We start from the raw sequence: 14209 nt of genomic DNA on the forward strand, positions 1-14209 counted from the left end.
CGTCGCACTTTGCGCGTTGCACATTGTGCGGACGGATCGAACGCGGGCTCTAGAGCAGAGCCGTGGTTGCGCGGTCGCGACCGAGAAGGTCTTTGTGGTGGGCTACGGCTCTCCAGCCGTCCGCCGTGAGCAGCGCGGCAAGGGCCGGAGCTTGTTCTTCGCCGTGCTCGAGTACGAGAGTGCCGCCGTCGTGGAGCAGACGGCGCGCGGTCATCGACACGCGGCGTACGACATCCATGCCGTCTTCTCCCCCGTAGAGCGCCAGAGCGGGGTCATGAAGCTGAACTTCGATATCGCGCGGGGTCGCCGCGGCCGGAATGTACGGCGGATTCGAAATCACGACGTCAACGGTGCCGTTGAGTTCAGGGAAAGCGTCGCCCAGGTCAGCGTTGATCAGCGTTGCATTTGGCTCGCCATAGCGGCGAAAGTTCTCGCTCGTGTAGGGCATGGCGTCAGGCGAGAGCTCGACCGCAAAGATGCGCGCGCGCGTGACCTCGGTGGCCATGGCCAGAGCGATAGCTCCACTACCCGTGCCCAGGTCAACGCCAATAGGCTCGGGAGTCGCGCTGGCATTGAGGGCGTCGATCGCGAACTGCACGACCGTTTCAGTCTCGGGGCGAGGAACGAAAACACCCGGGCCCACGCTGAGTTCAAGATTGCGAAAGGGCGCCATCCCAGTGATGTGCTGCAGGGGCTCGCGGGCAGCACGGCGAGCAAAAAGTTCATGAGCGTGCGCCGCTTTTTCTGCGGGCACGGTGGCACCGGTGACGACGCGAACACGAAGCTCACCACGCCCCAGCTCAAGAACGTGAGCCAGAAGCAGCTCGGCATCGACCTCGGGCGTGGGCACTCCCCCGCCGTTCAACAACTCAGTGCCGCTGGCCAGAAGGTCAGCGACACTGGAGTCGTGTGAAACGGGAGTTACCTCGTTCAGGAGTCGTTTCCTACTTCAGCCAAGCGCGCCTCTTCGTCGGCAATAATGCACGACTGGATGACGGGCTCAAGCGCACCATTGATCGCTTGGTCAAGGTTGTAGGCCTTGTATCCCGTGCGGTGATCAGCAATGCGGTTCTCGGGGAAGTTGTACGTGCGAATGCGCTCGGAGCGATCCATCGTGCGAATCTGACTCTTGCGGTACTCGCTCGCTTCGGCATCCGCCTCTTCTTGGTAGCGAGCCAAGATGCGCGCACGAAGCACTCGCATACCGGCCTCGCGGTTCTGCAGTTGCGATTTCTCATTCTGCATAGCCACGACGATGCCGGTCGGAAGGTGAGTAATACGAACAGCGGAGTCCGTCGTGTTCACCGACTGGCCGCCAGGACCTGAGGAGCGATACACGTCGATCTTGAGATCGTTCTGGCTGATCTCGACCTCTTCAGGCTCGTCGACCTCGGGGAACACCAGCACACCAGCAGCGGAGGTGTGGATGCGCCCCTGAGACTCCGTGGCGGGCACGCGCTGAACACGGTGCACTCCACCCTCGTACTTCAAGTGCGCCCAGACGCCCTCAGCAGGATCGCTCGACGATCCCTTGATGGCGAGTTGGACATCCTTGATGCCGCCGAGGTCGCTCGAGGTCTGCTCGATGATCTCGGTTTTCCACTTCTTCGACTCTGCGTAGTGGAGGTACATCCGCAGCAAGTCACCCGCGAAGAGGGCCGATTCGGCTCCACCTTCACCCATCTTGATTTCCATGATCACGTCACGGGAATCGTTGGGGTCACGCGGAATCAGGATGCGGCGCAGTTTCTCCTGGGCAGCTTCGAGAGTCTCGGTGAGACCGGGGATCTCTTCAGCGAACGACTCATCTTCGTCAGCCATTTCGGTGGCTGCCGCGAGGTCGTCGGTCAGCTGACGCCAGTCGTTGTATGCCGCGACAATGCGCGACAACTCGGCGTAGCGTCGGTTGACCTTCTTAGAGCGGACCGGGTCGGAGTGGAGCTCGGGGTCAGCAAGCTGGCCCTCGAGATCCGCATGCTCGGTCAGCAGCGACTGTACTGACTCGAACATTGTTAGTCCTCTTTTTTGTTGCCGGTAGTGGAGGGAAGCGACTTCTGGATCTGCATGAGGAACTCAACGTTCGACTGCGTGTCCTTCAGCTTATTCAACACGATCTCGAGCGCCGCTTGCTGATCGAGACCAGCGAGTGCACGGCGCAAGTTCCACGTGACCTTGACCTCGTCGGCACCCAACAGCATTTCTTCGCGACGGGTTCCCGATGCGTTGACATCGACCGCGGGGAAGATGCGCTTGTCGGCGAGCTGGCGCGAGAGACGAAGCTCCATGTTGCCGGTGCCCTTGAACTCTTCGAAGATAACCTCGTCCATCTTCGAACCGGTCTCGACGAGAGCGGTAGCGATGATGGTGAGCGAGCCACCCTCTTCAACGTTGCGGGCCGCACCGAAGAAACGCTTCGGCGGGTACAGTGCTGCGGAGTCGACGCCACCCGACAGTACGCGACCCGACGGCGGTGCCGTCACGTTGTACGCACGGCCAAGGCGAGTGATCGAGTCGAGCAGAACGACTACGTCGTGGCCGAGCTCAACGAGACGCTTGGCGCGCTCGATAGCGAGTTCAGCGACGGTGGTGTGGTCTTCAGCGGGGCGGTCGAAGGTCGAAGCAATAACTTCGCCCTTGACGGTGCGCTGCATGTCGGTGACCTCTTCGGGACGCTCGTCAACGAGAACAACCATGAGGTGAACCTCGGGGTTGTTCTTGGAGATCGCGTTCGCGATGGCCTGCAGAACCTGAGTCTTGCCAGCCTTTGGAGGCGAAACGATCAGGCCGCGCTGGCCCTTACCGATCGGAGCAGCGAGGTCGATGATGCGAGTCGACAGCATGGTCGGCTCGGTCTCGAGACGCAGTCGCTCCTGCGGGTACAGCGGAGTGAGCTTGCCGAATTCAACGCGGTTTGCTGCCTCTTCAACGGGGAGCCCGTTGATCGAGTCGATGCGCACGATGGCGTTGTACTTCTGGCGGCCCTGGTTGTTGTCACCCTCACGCGGCTGGCGGATAGCGCCGACAACGGCATCACCCTTGCGGAGGTTGTACTTCTTGACCTGGCCGAGCGAGACGTAAACATCGCTGTTACCGGGAAGGTAACCGGTGGTGCGCACGAAAGCGTAGTTGTCGAGAACGTCGAGGATGCCGGCAACCGGAATCAGTACGTCATCTTCGGTGATCTCGGGCTCGAAGTCGTCGCCCATGTTTCCACGGCCGCGCTTGCGGTCACGGTAACGGCCGCGTCCACCGCGCTCGGAATCAGCGTCGCCGCCGCGCGAGTCATCGTTGTTGCGGTTGTTGCGGTTGCCACCGTTGTTGCTGTCGCCGCCGTTGTTGCCTTCGCCGTTGTTGTTCTGGCGACGGTTGTTGTTCTGACGGCCAGAACCTTCACCGTTTTGGCTGTTGTTGTTGCGGTTACGGTTACGGTTACGTCCGCGGCCCGAACCCGACTCGTTATCGGCGTTGTCACCGTCGTTGTCGTTGTCGTTGCTGCTGTTCTTGTCAGCGTTGCTGTTCTTGTCGCTGTTCTTATCAGCGTTGCCGTTCTTCTCGGCGTTGTCAGAGTTGGTGTCGGCGTTCTTCGCGCCCTTGTCACTCTTGTTGTTCTTGTTGGCGCCCTTGACGGACTTGCCCTCGGTGTCGGATGACTTCACGTCGCTCGATGCGGCAGTGTTATCGCTTGATGCATCTGCCGTTGCAACGCTGCGGCTGGAGCTGCGACGGCTGCGCTTAGGCGCGGCGTCGGCTGCGGGAGCCTCGGTGGATGCTGCGGCGTCGGTCGACGCTGCGGAGCCGGCTGCGGCATCCGACTCGGCGGCGGGCGCGGAGTCAGCCTTCTTCTTGCGGCTAGCCGTCTTGGGCTTCTCTGCTGCGGCATCCGCAGCGGGAGCCTGGGCAGCGGCAGCGCTCTTGTCTACCTGCGGAGCGCCCGCGGGAGCTTCGGAGCCAGCGATAGCGGCGCCATCGGTGCTCGTAACGCGGCGCGAAGCACGCTTACGCACAGGAGCGGCAGCCGCTTCAGTGGCGGGGGCAGAATCTTTGTTGCTGTTGTTTTTCTCGTTGATAGCGTCCACGAGATCTCCTTTGCGAAGTTTGGAAGTACCGGTGATACCGCGTTCGGCTGCCATAGCTTGAAGCTCGGGCAGTCGCAACGCGCTCAGCGCGGTACGGGAATCCACGCTTGATGCGTGGTTGTTGACGTCAGTCACTACTAGGGGTTCCTTTCCCCAACCAAGAATGAATAACTTGGCGGAGAGCTAGTCGCTCACCGATGTCTGCGCGGATGCGCAGGAATCAAAATTCGGGGATACGACGGGTGAAATGCGACCGGGAGGCTGCGGCTACGCCGTAGCTTCTACCTGGTGCTCATTCACTGTAGCACCTTTGAAGTCCACGGCTAAGAGTAGACATTCCCACGGCGTTGCGGCGTGCTCCTGCACGAGAGCGACTGCTTCGAGGCGCTTCGCCGGGTCGTCAGCAAGCACGAGCACCGAGGGGCCAGCGCCCGAAACTACAGCCGCATGACCGTGGGAACGCAGCATGCGGATCAATTCTGTGGTCTGCGGCATCGCTGCAGCGCGGTAATCCTGGTGAAGGCGATCCCCCGTGGCTTCGAGCAACACTTCGGGGCTCTGCGTGAGGGCGGCAATCAAGAGCGCTGCCCGCGAGACGTTATAGACAGCATCGGCGTAGGGCACAGCATCCGGCTGCAAACTGCGTGCGTGCGCCGTCGAGACCTGAAAGTCAGGAACGCAGACGAGCGGTGACACTCCACGGTGCACCATCAACTTTTTCGCTAGCGGCCCCGACTCGGTGCTCCACGCGATCGTGAGACCGCCCAAGAGTGCCGGTGCGACGTTGTCGGGGTGCCCCTCGAGCTCGGTAGCGAGCACGAGAAGAGTGGCGGCATCCATCTCGACGATGCCGTCGAGCAAGCCCTTCGCGGCCATAACACCCGAGACAATTGCTGCCGCTGACGAACCCAAGCCACCACCGTGCGGGATGACGTTGGTCGCCGATACATGGAGTGCCGGCATCGACTGCCCAAAGTGTGTGAAGCAGTGCTGGATCGACTGAATGACGAGGTTCGACTCATCGGTCGCGACAATTCCTGCGCCAACACCCGTGACATCGATCTCGACGCCCGAGCCCTCGACCGCAGTAACGATCAGTTCGTCGTAGTGCGAGAGGGCAAGCCCGAGCGTGTCAAAGCCGGGACCGAGGTTGGCAGAGGTCGCCGGCACGCGCACGACGACGCTGCGACCGACCAGCGAGGTCATGCCTTGGCCAGCCCCAGCACGCTTGCGACCTCAGCGGTGTCGACGGGAACGACCTTGGGCGTGATGTCATCGCCGCTGGCCGTCTTGAGAGCCCACTGCGGGTCCTTGAGGCCGTGACCGGTAACGGTGAGCACGACGGTGGAACCGCGAGGAATCTGGCCAGCTTCGGCACGCTCCAAGAGACCGGCAACGCTGATCGCAGATGCGGGCTCAACGAAGATACCGACCTCAGCCGAGAGGATGCGCTGGGCTTCGAGAATCTTGGCGTCGCTGATGGCACCGAAGTAGCCGTCGGATACCTTGTGGGCCTCCGTGGCGAGGTGCCACGATGCCGGGTTACCGATGCGGATGGCGCTAGCAATCGTGTCAGGGTTCTTGACGACTTCGCCGCGAACGATGGGAGCGCTGCCTTCGGCTTGGAAGCCGAACATGCGCGGAAGCTTCGTGGTAGCGGAGCGCTCAAGCTCTTCGCTGTAACCACGGAAGTAGGCGGTGTAGTTTCCGGCGTTTCCGACGGGAACGATGTGGAAGTCAGGAGCATCTCCCAAGACTTCAACGACCTCGAATGCCGCCGTCTTCTGGCCCTCGATACGGTCAGGGTTCACTGAGTTAACGAGGTGCACGGGGTAGTTGTCGGCGAGGTCGCGAGCAATGTCGAGGCAGTCATCGAAGTTTCCTTGAACCTGAATGAGTTCACCGTTGTGCGCGATGGCCTGGCTGAGCTTGCCCATTGCGATCTTGCCCTCGGGAACGAGAACGGCGGCAGTGATGCCAGCGTGAGCGGCGTAGGCGGCGGCCGACGCGGAGGTGTTACCGGTCGAGGCGCAGATGACGGCCTTGGCGCCGTGCTCGACAGCCTTGGAGATCGCCATCGTCATGCCGCGGTCCTTGAACGAACCGGTGGGGTTCATCCCTTCGAACTTGACCCAGACCTTGGCGCCGGTGCGAGCCGACAGCGCTGGTGCGGGAAGCAGCGGAGTGCCGCCCTCACCGAGCGTAATGATGGGGGTTGCATCAGAGATGTTGAGACGGTCGGCGTACTCGTGAAGCAGGCCGCGCCACTGGCGGTTCCGGATTTCGCTATTCATTATTTACAGCCCCTCAACTCTCAAAACGGACACAACTTCGCGCACAACCGAACTTTCGGCCAGCGCTGCCACCGTGGCGGCAAGCGACTCATCCGTCGCCTCATGCGTCACTGTAATAAGGGTAGCGCTCGGCACACCCTCCACTACGGCACCGACGGTCTGGTTGACCGCTTCAACAGAGACTTCGTGGTCACTAAATACAGCAGCGATCGTGGCGAGCACTCCGGGCTCGTCGACGACCGTCAACGTGATCTGGTAGCGCGTCATCACGCGGGCGATCGGCAGGATCGGAAGGTTGGCGTGGGTCGACTCGGCAACGCCGGGGCCGCCAATGACGTGGCGGCGCGCGGCTGAAACAACGTCGCCCAGAACGGCGGATGCGGTCTCAATTCCGCCAGCGCCGGCGCCGTAAAACATGAGGCTGCCTGCAGCCTCGGCCTCAACGAACACCGCATTGTTGCCACCGTGAACGGCAGCGAGCGGATGAGTCAAAGGAACAAGGGCGGGGTGAACGCGAGCACTGACGCCCTCGGTCGAGCCGTCGGCGGCGAGAACGCGCTCACAAATCGCGAGCAGTTTGACGACATAACCAGCCTTGCGCGCGGCAACAACCTGCTCGGCGGTAACGCTCGTGATTCCTTCACGGTGCACGGCATCCAGCGGCACGCGTGTGTGGAAAGCGAGGCTCGCCAGCAGTGCGGCCTTCTGCGCAGCGTCGTAGCCCTCGATATCGGCGGTGGGGTCTGCCTCGGCAAAGCCCAAGCGTGTGGCCTCGGCGAGAGCGGTGTCGAAACTATCGCCCGTGGCATCCATGCGGTCAAGAATGTAGTTGGTGGTGCCGTTGACGATGCCCAAGATTCGCTCAACGCGGTCACCGGCAAGGCTGTCACGCAGCGGACGGATGATTGGAATCGCGCCAGCCACTGCCGCTTCGTAGTACAACTGTGCGCCAACCTGAGCGGCCTCTTCGAAGAGCTCAGCGCCGTGGTGGGCCAGCAGAGCCTTGTTAGCGGTGATGACGTCGGCACCGGAGTGCAGCGCTTTCAGAATCCAGGTGCGGGCTGGCTCAAGACCACCGATCAGTTCGATGACGATATCGGCGCCAACAATGAGCGACTCTGCGTCAGTCGTCAGCAGTTCTTTCGGGATGTCGGTGTCGCGAGGGGCGTCAATGTCACGAACGGCGACGCCCACGACTTCGAGCCCGGCTCCCGCCCGGGCAGCGAGCTCGTCGGCGTGCTCGAGCAGTAGAGCGGTGACTTGTGATCCGACACTTCCTCCACCCAGAACTGCGACGCGAAGGTTGCGGTATTCGATCATTCAGAGTCTCCCGATGGTGTGATTCCCGCGTCGCGGCTGAGCAAGTCGTCTTCGGTTTCGCCCCGCACAATAATGCGAGCCTTACCGTCGCGCACCGCAACAACGGGCGGGCGCGCAAGGTAGTTGTAGTTGTTGGACATCGCCCAGCCATATGCGCCGGTGGCGGGAACGGCCACAGTGTCTCCGGACTCAACGTCTCCGGGCAGGTACTCGGCGCGCACGACGATATCGCCAGCCTCACAGTGCTTGCCGGCGATACGCACCAGCTCAGGGGCAGCATCCGAAACGCGATTCGCGAGGCGAGCCGAATAGTCCGCCGCATAGAGGGCTGTGCGCAGGTTGTCGCTCATACCGCCATCAACGCTGACGTACTTGCGGACCGCTTCGCCTTCAACGAGCACATCCTTGATCGTGCCCACGGTGTAGAGGGTGGCTGTCGACGGGCCGATGATGGCACGGCCCGGCTCGATAGCAATGACAGGAACAGGAATCTCGAGGCGAGCGCACTCAGCCTCGACAATGTTGGCGAGCGACGCCGCGAGTTCAGCAACCGGCAAGGCTTGATCCACCGAGGTGTACGCGATGCCGAAACCACCGCCCAAGTTCAACTCGGGCACCGGAGCCGCCACCGACAAACGGGCATGCAGCTCAAGCAAGCGACGAGCTGCCTCCGCAAAGCCCGCAGTGTCGAAAATCTGCGATCCAATGTGCGAATGGATGCCCACGAACTCCAGCGAAGAATGCGAACGAATCTGCGCCACAATCGCCTCAGCTTCGGTCAGCGGAACACCAAACTTCTGGTCTTCCCTGGCCGTTGCCAAGTACTCATGAGTGGACGCGTGAACCCCGCTACTGATGCGCAAGCGCACTCGCTGGGTCCGACCGTGCCGTGCAGCGGCTTCAGCAACCCGACCGATTTCGACGACGCTGTCGATAACGATGGGGCCGATGCCCGCGCGCACAGCACGGTCGATCTCGGAAAGACTCTTGTTGTTGCCGTGGAATCCCAGTCGCGACGCGTCAACGCCAGCCGCGAGGGCAACAGCCATCTCGCCGGCGCTCGCAACGTCGATGTTGAGGCCAACGGCCGTCATCCAGCGAGCGACCTCAGTGCAGAGGAATGCCTTGCCGGCGTAGTACACCTTGACGCTCGACCCGATGCGAGCGAATTCGGTATCGAACGCGCCCTTGATCTCGGTAGCGCGCGTCACGGCATCCGCTTCGTCGACGACGTAGACCGGCGTACCGAAGTTAGCAACGAGCTCGCTCGCGGAAACACCCGCAATGGTCAGTTCACCGCTCTCGGAGCGCGCAGCATTGCGCGACCAGACGGTCGATGCCAAAGAATTAGCTTCGGCGGGAGCTTCGAGCCACTCGGGCGCCAGCGGGTTCGCGAACACAGTCGCACCTCACAGAGATGTAGACGGAAAACGGCGGATTGTGTCCGCACAGGCGTTGGGGATGCTGACCACTCTAACGGCTGACGCCGCTAGCGCTGAATCGAGTTAAGGTGCCGGGCACGTGCCGTATTCGTTCCACGCGGCATCGTCGAGCGCAAACCCATCTGCGCGGAGCTCGATGACGAGGTTGTCGTTAGCGACAGCAACCGAATCGATCGTCAATGCCGTTGGCAGCGACGAGGCAACACAAAACTCTTGTGAGCTGAGCAGGCTACCCGCGAGGCCGGAAACGAGCGGATTCTCCCGCAGGGCGGCGACCGAAATCGTTTCTTCTCCAAGGATGACCGACTCCGGCTCGAACGCAACGGAGTCGCCGGCAGCTACGGGAATCAAATCAACGGCTACGGGAATTTCAAAGAACAACAATTCGAACACCGTCGACACACGAATTGCCGTGCCTTCGAGCTCGATGGAGTCGAGACCGGTGCCACTCAGGGTCGTGGCAAGCTTCGATACCTCAGCGCCAGTAATAGCGACGTCCATCGAGACAGTGTCGATGGGTTGCGACGACACCACGGGTACCCCTGTCGCAATGACCTGCACGGATGACTCGAGGCCGTTGACCTCGAAGCGGTCGATGTCGATCGTGACGACGTCGAGACCGCCCGTGAGCGCTTGGACGATAAGCGAGCCGGAGCCCAGATCGACAGCCACACCGTCGCTGGATTCCAGGCCGAGAGACGACGCAATCTCGTTCTGTGCGAGGCGAACCGCGGCTGTTCGTCCGACCGTTTCGACAAGCACAACGCCCACGATCAGGATGACGAAAACGACCCCGGCGACGACCCACCCAATCCAGCTCCGTCGCTTGCGCTTCGCAGTCTCGTAACCGGTGGTCGTCGCAGTAGCGGGCTCCCCCGCACCGTCGAGCCGTAGCTCGATGGTGGGCTGTTCGTCAGAAGCCACGAAAGCTACATCCGCTCCGGGGCGCTAACCCCGAGCATCCAGAGGCTGTTCCGCAGAACCTGACCGACTGCGTCGTTGACCCAGAGTCGTGTGCGGTGAACGTCGGTCACTTCTTCGTCGTTCATGGGTGTAACGCGGCACTGGTCGTACCAGCGGTGGTAGCTGCCGGCGAGTTCTTCGGCAAAACGCGCGATGCGGTGGGGCTCACGCAACTCTGCGGCCTGAGCCACGATGCGCGGGAACTCCGCAAGAACACCGAGCAGGATGCTTTCGGTCTCGTTCGTGAGCAGCGAAGCATCGAAGACGCTACGATCCACTCCCGACTCCCCGGCATTACGAGCAACGCTGTGCGTGCGGGCGTGAGCGTACTGAACGTAGAAAACAGGGTTGTCGTTGGTGCGCTTCTGCAGAATCTCGGGATCGAGGTTGAGCGGCGAATCGGAGGGGTAACGGCCGAGCGAGTAGCGCAGGGCATCCGTTCCGAGCCATTCGCGCAGGTCGTCGAGCTCGATGATGTTACCGGCGCGCTTGGAGAGGCGAGCACCGTTGATGCTGACGAGCTGCCCGATGAGCACCTCAATGTCTTTGTTGGGGTCGTCACCGGCCGCGCCCGCGAGCGCCTTGAGACGGTGAACGTAGCCGTGGTGGTCGGCCCCGAGCAAGTAGATTTTGTGGGCGTAGCCACGGTCACCCTTGCTCAAGTAGTACGCCGCATCAGCAGCAAAGTAGGTGTAGATGCCATTGCCGCGCTTGATCACGCGGTCTTTGTCATCACCAAAGTCAGTGGTCTTGACCCACACGGCGTCGTCGATGTCGGCGACGTGGCCTTGGGCCCGCAAACGCTCGACAGCGGTGTCGATGGCGCTCTTGCCATCCTCCTGCACCGCGTGAAGCTCTCGCTCGCTGAACCACACGTCGAAGTGCACGTTGAAGGCAGCGAGGGATTTCTTGATCTCGCCCAACTGCAGCTCGTAACCACGTTCGCGAGCGACCGCGATCGCTTCATCATGGTCGAGTTCAAGAATTTCGGGGTTCGAGGCGAGCACGCGCTGAGCGAGCTCGGCAACGTAGGCGCCCGGGTAACCGTTCTCGGGAGTCGGTTCGCCCTTAGCCGAGGCCAAGATAGACGCCCCAAAGTTGTCCATCTGGTTACCGGCGTCATTAATGTAGAACTCGCTCACAAGTTCAGCGCCGGCAGCCTTCAAAATGCGCGCGAGCGAGTCGCCCAGGGCAGCCCACCGAGTGTGGCCAATGTGCAGCGGACCGGTGGGGTTGGCCGAAACGAACTCCAAGTTGATGGTCTGACCCGCGAGGGATTCATTGCGACCGTAAGCCTCGCCCTGCTCGACGATGGTCTTCGCGAGCGCACCCGCGGCAGCGGCATCCAGCGTGATGTTAATGAAGCCGGGGCCCGCAACATCCACCGAGGCAATGCCATCGATAGCGCGAGCCTGCTCAGCAATTTCGGTCGCAAGTTCGCGAGGGTTGGCCCCCAGCGGCTTCGCGAGCTTCATAGCGATGTTGGATGCCCAATCACCGTGATCGCGGTTGCGCGGTCGCTCTAGCACCAAGTCACTCGCGGTCAGGCCCAGATCGGGCGTGCCGCGGTCAGCCGCAATGCGGGAGACGACAGAGAGCAGGGTGGCAGAAAGATCAGCAGGATTCACCCCTTAAGAGTACTGGGTGGTTAAAGGCATTCGGTGCGAGGTGGATGCGGGCTTAAGGTCACAGATCGGTTGACACTTCACGACACTGCCGGGTCACTGCGCTGCGATGCCGGTGCAAGTCATGAGAATGGGGGTATGGCTTTTCGACTTCGCGTAATTCCGGCAGTGATCGCACTGAGCGCCTCGGCTCTCCTTCTGAGCGCCTGCGTGCCCACGGAGCCGGGCACGAACGCGACTACCCCCAGTGCCTCGAACCTCCCCACTAGTGCAACGCCTGAAGACACTGCGATACCGTCGCCATCGCCTGAAGCAACGTCGTCGTCCACTCCCACACCCTCACAGTCGCCGCAAGATACTGCGGTGAGCTTCAGCTGCAACGATCTCGTCTCCCCCAGCGCGATGTACGAGTTCAATCCCAACTACCTACTGCTCGGCAACTTCACGCCCGAGTCGGGTACCACCGCCGCAGCTGCCGTCGCAGCTAAGGGCGTCGTGTGCCGCTGGCAGAACACAACAAGCGGCACGTCAATCGACGTCTCAGTCGCTCAACCGACCGCGTCAAAGCTCGAGACGTTCACATCGAACGCGGGAGCAAACGCGGGGGCTTTTAGCGGCTACTTTTCCAGCGCCAGCGGAATCGGAACCGCTCAAATTTTTGTGGGCCCGTATTGGGCAACGCTGAGCTCCCGGGAATTCACGTCGGCGGCGCAGGCCAGCGGTCTTGTTGAGGAAGTGGGATCAGCACTTCAATAACTGTTCCGCACGTAACTAGGGAAGCTCAACGAGTGAACGGTGGTCATCCATAGGAAGGTCGTCGGCGGTGGCCGTGATCTCCAGCTTCTGCAGGAACAGGTCGGCCCAGTGGTTCGTGAGAAATGCGACATCCGCTGCGTCGCGGCCCGTCGCAATGCGCACGAGTGATTGACGCGGTGCGAGTCCGGTCGAATCAACAACCCACCACTGACCGTCGACATACGCTTCGGCCACCGCGTGAAAGTCCATCGGGCTCAGGCCCGGTGCGTACACCGACGTGTAGCGGGCAGGCACATCTTTCGCCCGCAGCATCGTGATCGTGAGGTGCGCGAAGTCTCGGCACACGCCACGACGCGTGAGCAAAGAATGAGAGGCACCATCGGTGGCCGCCGACATTCCTGGGCTATAGCGGAGGTTGTGCGACACCCAGTCGCGAACTGCCTGCACCAGTTCATGGCCGGACTGCGTAGGAAAGAGGGAGCGGGCGGTTGGCGTGAGTACATCTGACTCGCAGTAACGGCTCGGGCGCAAGTACTCGACGCGATCGATGGCATTGAGCGGCGCGGGATCGGGAGTGGCCTCGACGGTGGCGGCGTAGTCCACAACTAGCTGCCCCGGTCCAGCAATGAGCGAGTGCAAGCGGGTTCCGCGGGCGTCGACCAACTCTGTGGGGTGCTGGGGTACGCCATCCAACACAAAATCTATCGACTCGGATGCCAGCGGCCACGGCGCTGCAACAGCAATACTGAAGACCATTTCGGTGCGACCGCGAAGGTCAAGTTCTTGGTGAGATGAAACGGTGCGCAGCATGCTCCGATACTGTCACGAGAACCTGAAGCGGACATCCCAACAGAGTGCTAATTGTTGGGGCAATTGCTTGCTAAGCTAGCCTCCTTGCCTTCGTAGCTCAGGGGATAGAGCGCCGGTTTCCGGTACCGTAGGTCGGGGGTTCGATTCCCTCCGGGGGCACTGTTATTAGCTCAACGCCGCACTTGCGCCGCGGCTTATTCTGGCTGCCGTTGCGTGCGCGATTGACGATAGACCAGGCCGCCCAGCGGAAGAATGATGAGTCCTGACGCGCTCAGTAGAGCGATCCATTCTCCGGTGGCGATGCTCGCCCAGAGGCCGACCGCGAGAATCGCGGTGCTAAAGATCACCGCAATCGTCCATACCCCGCGAGGTAACGGCCCAGCTTGAGATTTTGTCATGCTTTCACGGTAGGCCACGACTGGACTCTTCTCAAGGAAAAATCGCATTCCTAGCGCGGCGCTAGGAGACGACGCAGCAGGCCTCTGCCCCGGCATCCGTGCTGGTCGCGACGGACGCGAGCATCTTGACGGGCTCGGCGAACGCTTCGCAGCAGAGCGCATAGACGTTGGCGCGGCCGCGCGGCGTGACCGTGACGAGACCGTTTTCGCGCAGTGGTGCGAGGTGATGGCTCACGAGCGTTTGGCTGAGGCCGGTGGCCTCCGTGAGTTCGCGAACCGTGTGGGCGCGTTCGGTGAGAAGCAGAACAAGCTGGAGCCGATTTGGGTCGCCGAGGGCACGCAAAAGCGGTGCGAGGCTCTGGGCGCGCTCGGCCGTCGCTGACCAGGTGGGCTTCTGAATCATCAGAAGGTCGGTTCGTTCGCTCATAGAGGCGATCTTACATGAATTCTTTGTTATCAACAGTAGATACTGTTATTGTGAGCGTACGCTAGTAGCGCCGCTAGCGAACACCACCAAGGAGAGCA

General features: G+C 61.6%; 13 protein-coding genes and 1 tRNA gene. 2 read left to right on the plus strand and 12 right to left on the minus strand.

The features are described 5' to 3' along the window. Nucleotides 1–49: 49 nt before the first annotated feature. From prmC to argS, 9 genes are all read right to left on the minus strand, one after another. Nucleotides 50–886 carry a peptide chain release factor N(5)-glutamine methyltransferase gene (gene prmC / locus ACWTV3_RS13355; RefSeq protein WP_498478759.1) on the minus strand — a complete coding sequence of 279 codons (837 nt, stop codon included), beginning with the start codon at nt 884–886 and terminating at the stop codon, nt 50–52. 44 nt (nt 887–930) lie between these two features. Then, nucleotides 931–2010 carry a peptide chain release factor 1 gene (gene prfA, locus ACWTV3_RS13360; RefSeq protein ID WP_100389965.1) on the minus strand — a complete coding sequence of 360 codons (1080 nt, stop codon included), beginning with the start codon at nt 2008–2010 and terminating at the stop codon, nt 931–933. Between the two features lie 2 nt (nt 2011–2012). Beyond that, complete coding sequence (gene rho / locus ACWTV3_RS13365; protein WP_498478691.1) at nt 2013–4211, minus strand: transcription termination factor Rho; 2199 nt, start codon at nt 4209–4211, stop codon at nt 2013–2015. A gap of 132 nt (nt 4212–4343) precedes the next feature. After that, nucleotides 4344–5282, minus strand: a complete 939-nt coding sequence (gene thrB, locus ACWTV3_RS13370) for a homoserine kinase (RefSeq protein ID WP_341620773.1) — start codon at nt 5280–5282, stop codon at nt 4344–4346. Further along, nucleotides 5279–6370: a threonine synthase gene (gene thrC / locus ACWTV3_RS13375; RefSeq protein ID WP_498478692.1), complete on the minus strand. Its 1092-nt coding sequence runs from the start codon at nt 6368–6370 to the stop codon at nt 5279–5281. The genes thrB and thrC overlap by 4 nt, the downstream gene beginning before the upstream one ends. Before the next feature lie 3 nt (nt 6371–6373). Further along, complete coding sequence (locus ACWTV3_RS13380) at nt 6374–7690, minus strand: homoserine dehydrogenase (RefSeq protein ID WP_341620771.1); 1317 nt, start codon at nt 7688–7690, stop codon at nt 6374–6376. Next, nucleotides 7687–9090, minus strand: coding sequence for a diaminopimelate decarboxylase (gene lysA / locus ACWTV3_RS13385; RefSeq protein ID WP_498478694.1), 1404 nt, complete (start codon nt 9088–9090; stop codon nt 7687–7689). Before lysA ends, ACWTV3_RS13380 begins: the two co-directional genes overlap by 4 nt. Nucleotides 9091–9195: 105 nt before the next feature. Further along, on the minus strand, nt 9196–10056 hold the full coding sequence (locus ACWTV3_RS13390) for an LmeA family phospholipid-binding protein (protein ID WP_498478695.1): 861 nt from the start codon (nt 10054–10056) through the stop codon (nt 9196–9198). A 5-nt stretch (nt 10057–10061) separates the two neighbouring features. Continuing rightward, entirely contained in the window at nt 10062–11723 is a 1662-nt protein-coding gene (gene argS, locus ACWTV3_RS13395) for an arginine--tRNA ligase (protein WP_498478696.1), read from the minus strand. Between the two features lie 135 nt (nt 11724–11858). Here argS and ACWTV3_RS13400 point away from each other — a divergent pair, with 135 nt between their 5' ends. Continuing rightward, nucleotides 11859–12476 carry an arginyl-tRNA synthetase gene (locus ACWTV3_RS13400; RefSeq protein ID WP_498478697.1) on the plus strand — a complete coding sequence of 206 codons (618 nt, stop codon included), beginning with the start codon at nt 11859–11861 and terminating at the stop codon, nt 12474–12476. A 15-nt stretch (nt 12477–12491) separates the two neighbouring features. Here the strand turns inward: ACWTV3_RS13400 and ACWTV3_RS13405 are convergent, their stop codons facing one another. Next, nucleotides 12492–13286 (minus strand): transglutaminase-like domain-containing protein, encoded by a 795-nt coding sequence (locus tag ACWTV3_RS13405; protein ID WP_498478698.1) that lies wholly within the window; start codon nt 13284–13286, stop codon nt 12492–12494. Between the two features lie 86 nt (nt 13287–13372). Between ACWTV3_RS13405 and ACWTV3_RS13410 the strand changes: the two genes are divergently transcribed. Further along, nucleotides 13373–13445 (plus strand) — tRNA-Arg (locus ACWTV3_RS13410). A 35-nt stretch (nt 13446–13480) separates the two neighbouring features. On the opposite strand, the gene ACWTV3_RS13415 is transcribed toward ACWTV3_RS13410, so the two are convergent. Both ACWTV3_RS13415 and ACWTV3_RS13420 read right to left on the minus strand, forming a co-directional pair. Continuing rightward, nucleotides 13481–13684 carry a hypothetical protein gene (locus ACWTV3_RS13415; protein WP_498478699.1) on the minus strand — a complete coding sequence of 68 codons (204 nt, stop codon included), beginning with the start codon at nt 13682–13684 and terminating at the stop codon, nt 13481–13483. A 61-nt stretch (nt 13685–13745) separates the two neighbouring features. Beyond that, nucleotides 13746–14111: an ArsR/SmtB family transcription factor gene (locus ACWTV3_RS13420; protein ID WP_498478700.1), complete on the minus strand. Its 366-nt coding sequence runs from the start codon at nt 14109–14111 to the stop codon at nt 13746–13748. Between the last annotated feature and the right edge of the window lie 98 nt (nt 14112–14209).

The sequence above is a fragment of the Salinibacterium sp. AL4.1 genome, from assembly GCF_059767305.1.

Excerpts from the sequence above, each read along its gene's own strand:
- prfA (WP_100389965.1), bottom strand. The coding sequence starts at position 2,010 with ATGTTCGAGTCAGTACAGTCGCTGCTGACCGAGCATGCGGATCTCGAG.
- thrB (WP_341620773.1), bottom strand. The coding sequence starts at position 5,282 with ATGACCTCGCTGGTCGGTCGCAGCGTCGTCGTGCGCGTGCCGGCGACC.
- thrC (WP_498478692.1), bottom strand. The coding sequence starts at position 6,370 with ATGAATAGCGAAATCCGGAACCGCCAGTGGCGCGGCCTGCTTCACGAG.
- ACWTV3_RS13380 (WP_341620771.1), bottom strand. The coding sequence starts at position 7,690 with ATGATCGAATACCGCAACCTTCGCGTCGCAGTTCTGGGTGGAGGAAGT.
- ACWTV3_RS13400 (WP_498478697.1), top strand. The coding sequence starts at position 11,859 with ATGGCTTTTCGACTTCGCGTAATTCCGGCAGTGATCGCACTGAGCGCC.
- ACWTV3_RS13405 (WP_498478698.1), bottom strand. The coding sequence starts at position 13,286 with ATGCTGCGCACCGTTTCATCTCACCAAGAACTTGACCTTCGCGGTCGC.
- ACWTV3_RS13415 (WP_498478699.1), bottom strand. The coding sequence starts at position 13,684 with ATGACAAAATCTCAAGCTGGGCCGTTACCTCGCGGGGTATGGACGATT.
- ACWTV3_RS13420 (WP_498478700.1), bottom strand. The coding sequence starts at position 14,111 with ATGAGCGAACGAACCGACCTTCTGATGATTCAGAAGCCCACCTGGTCA.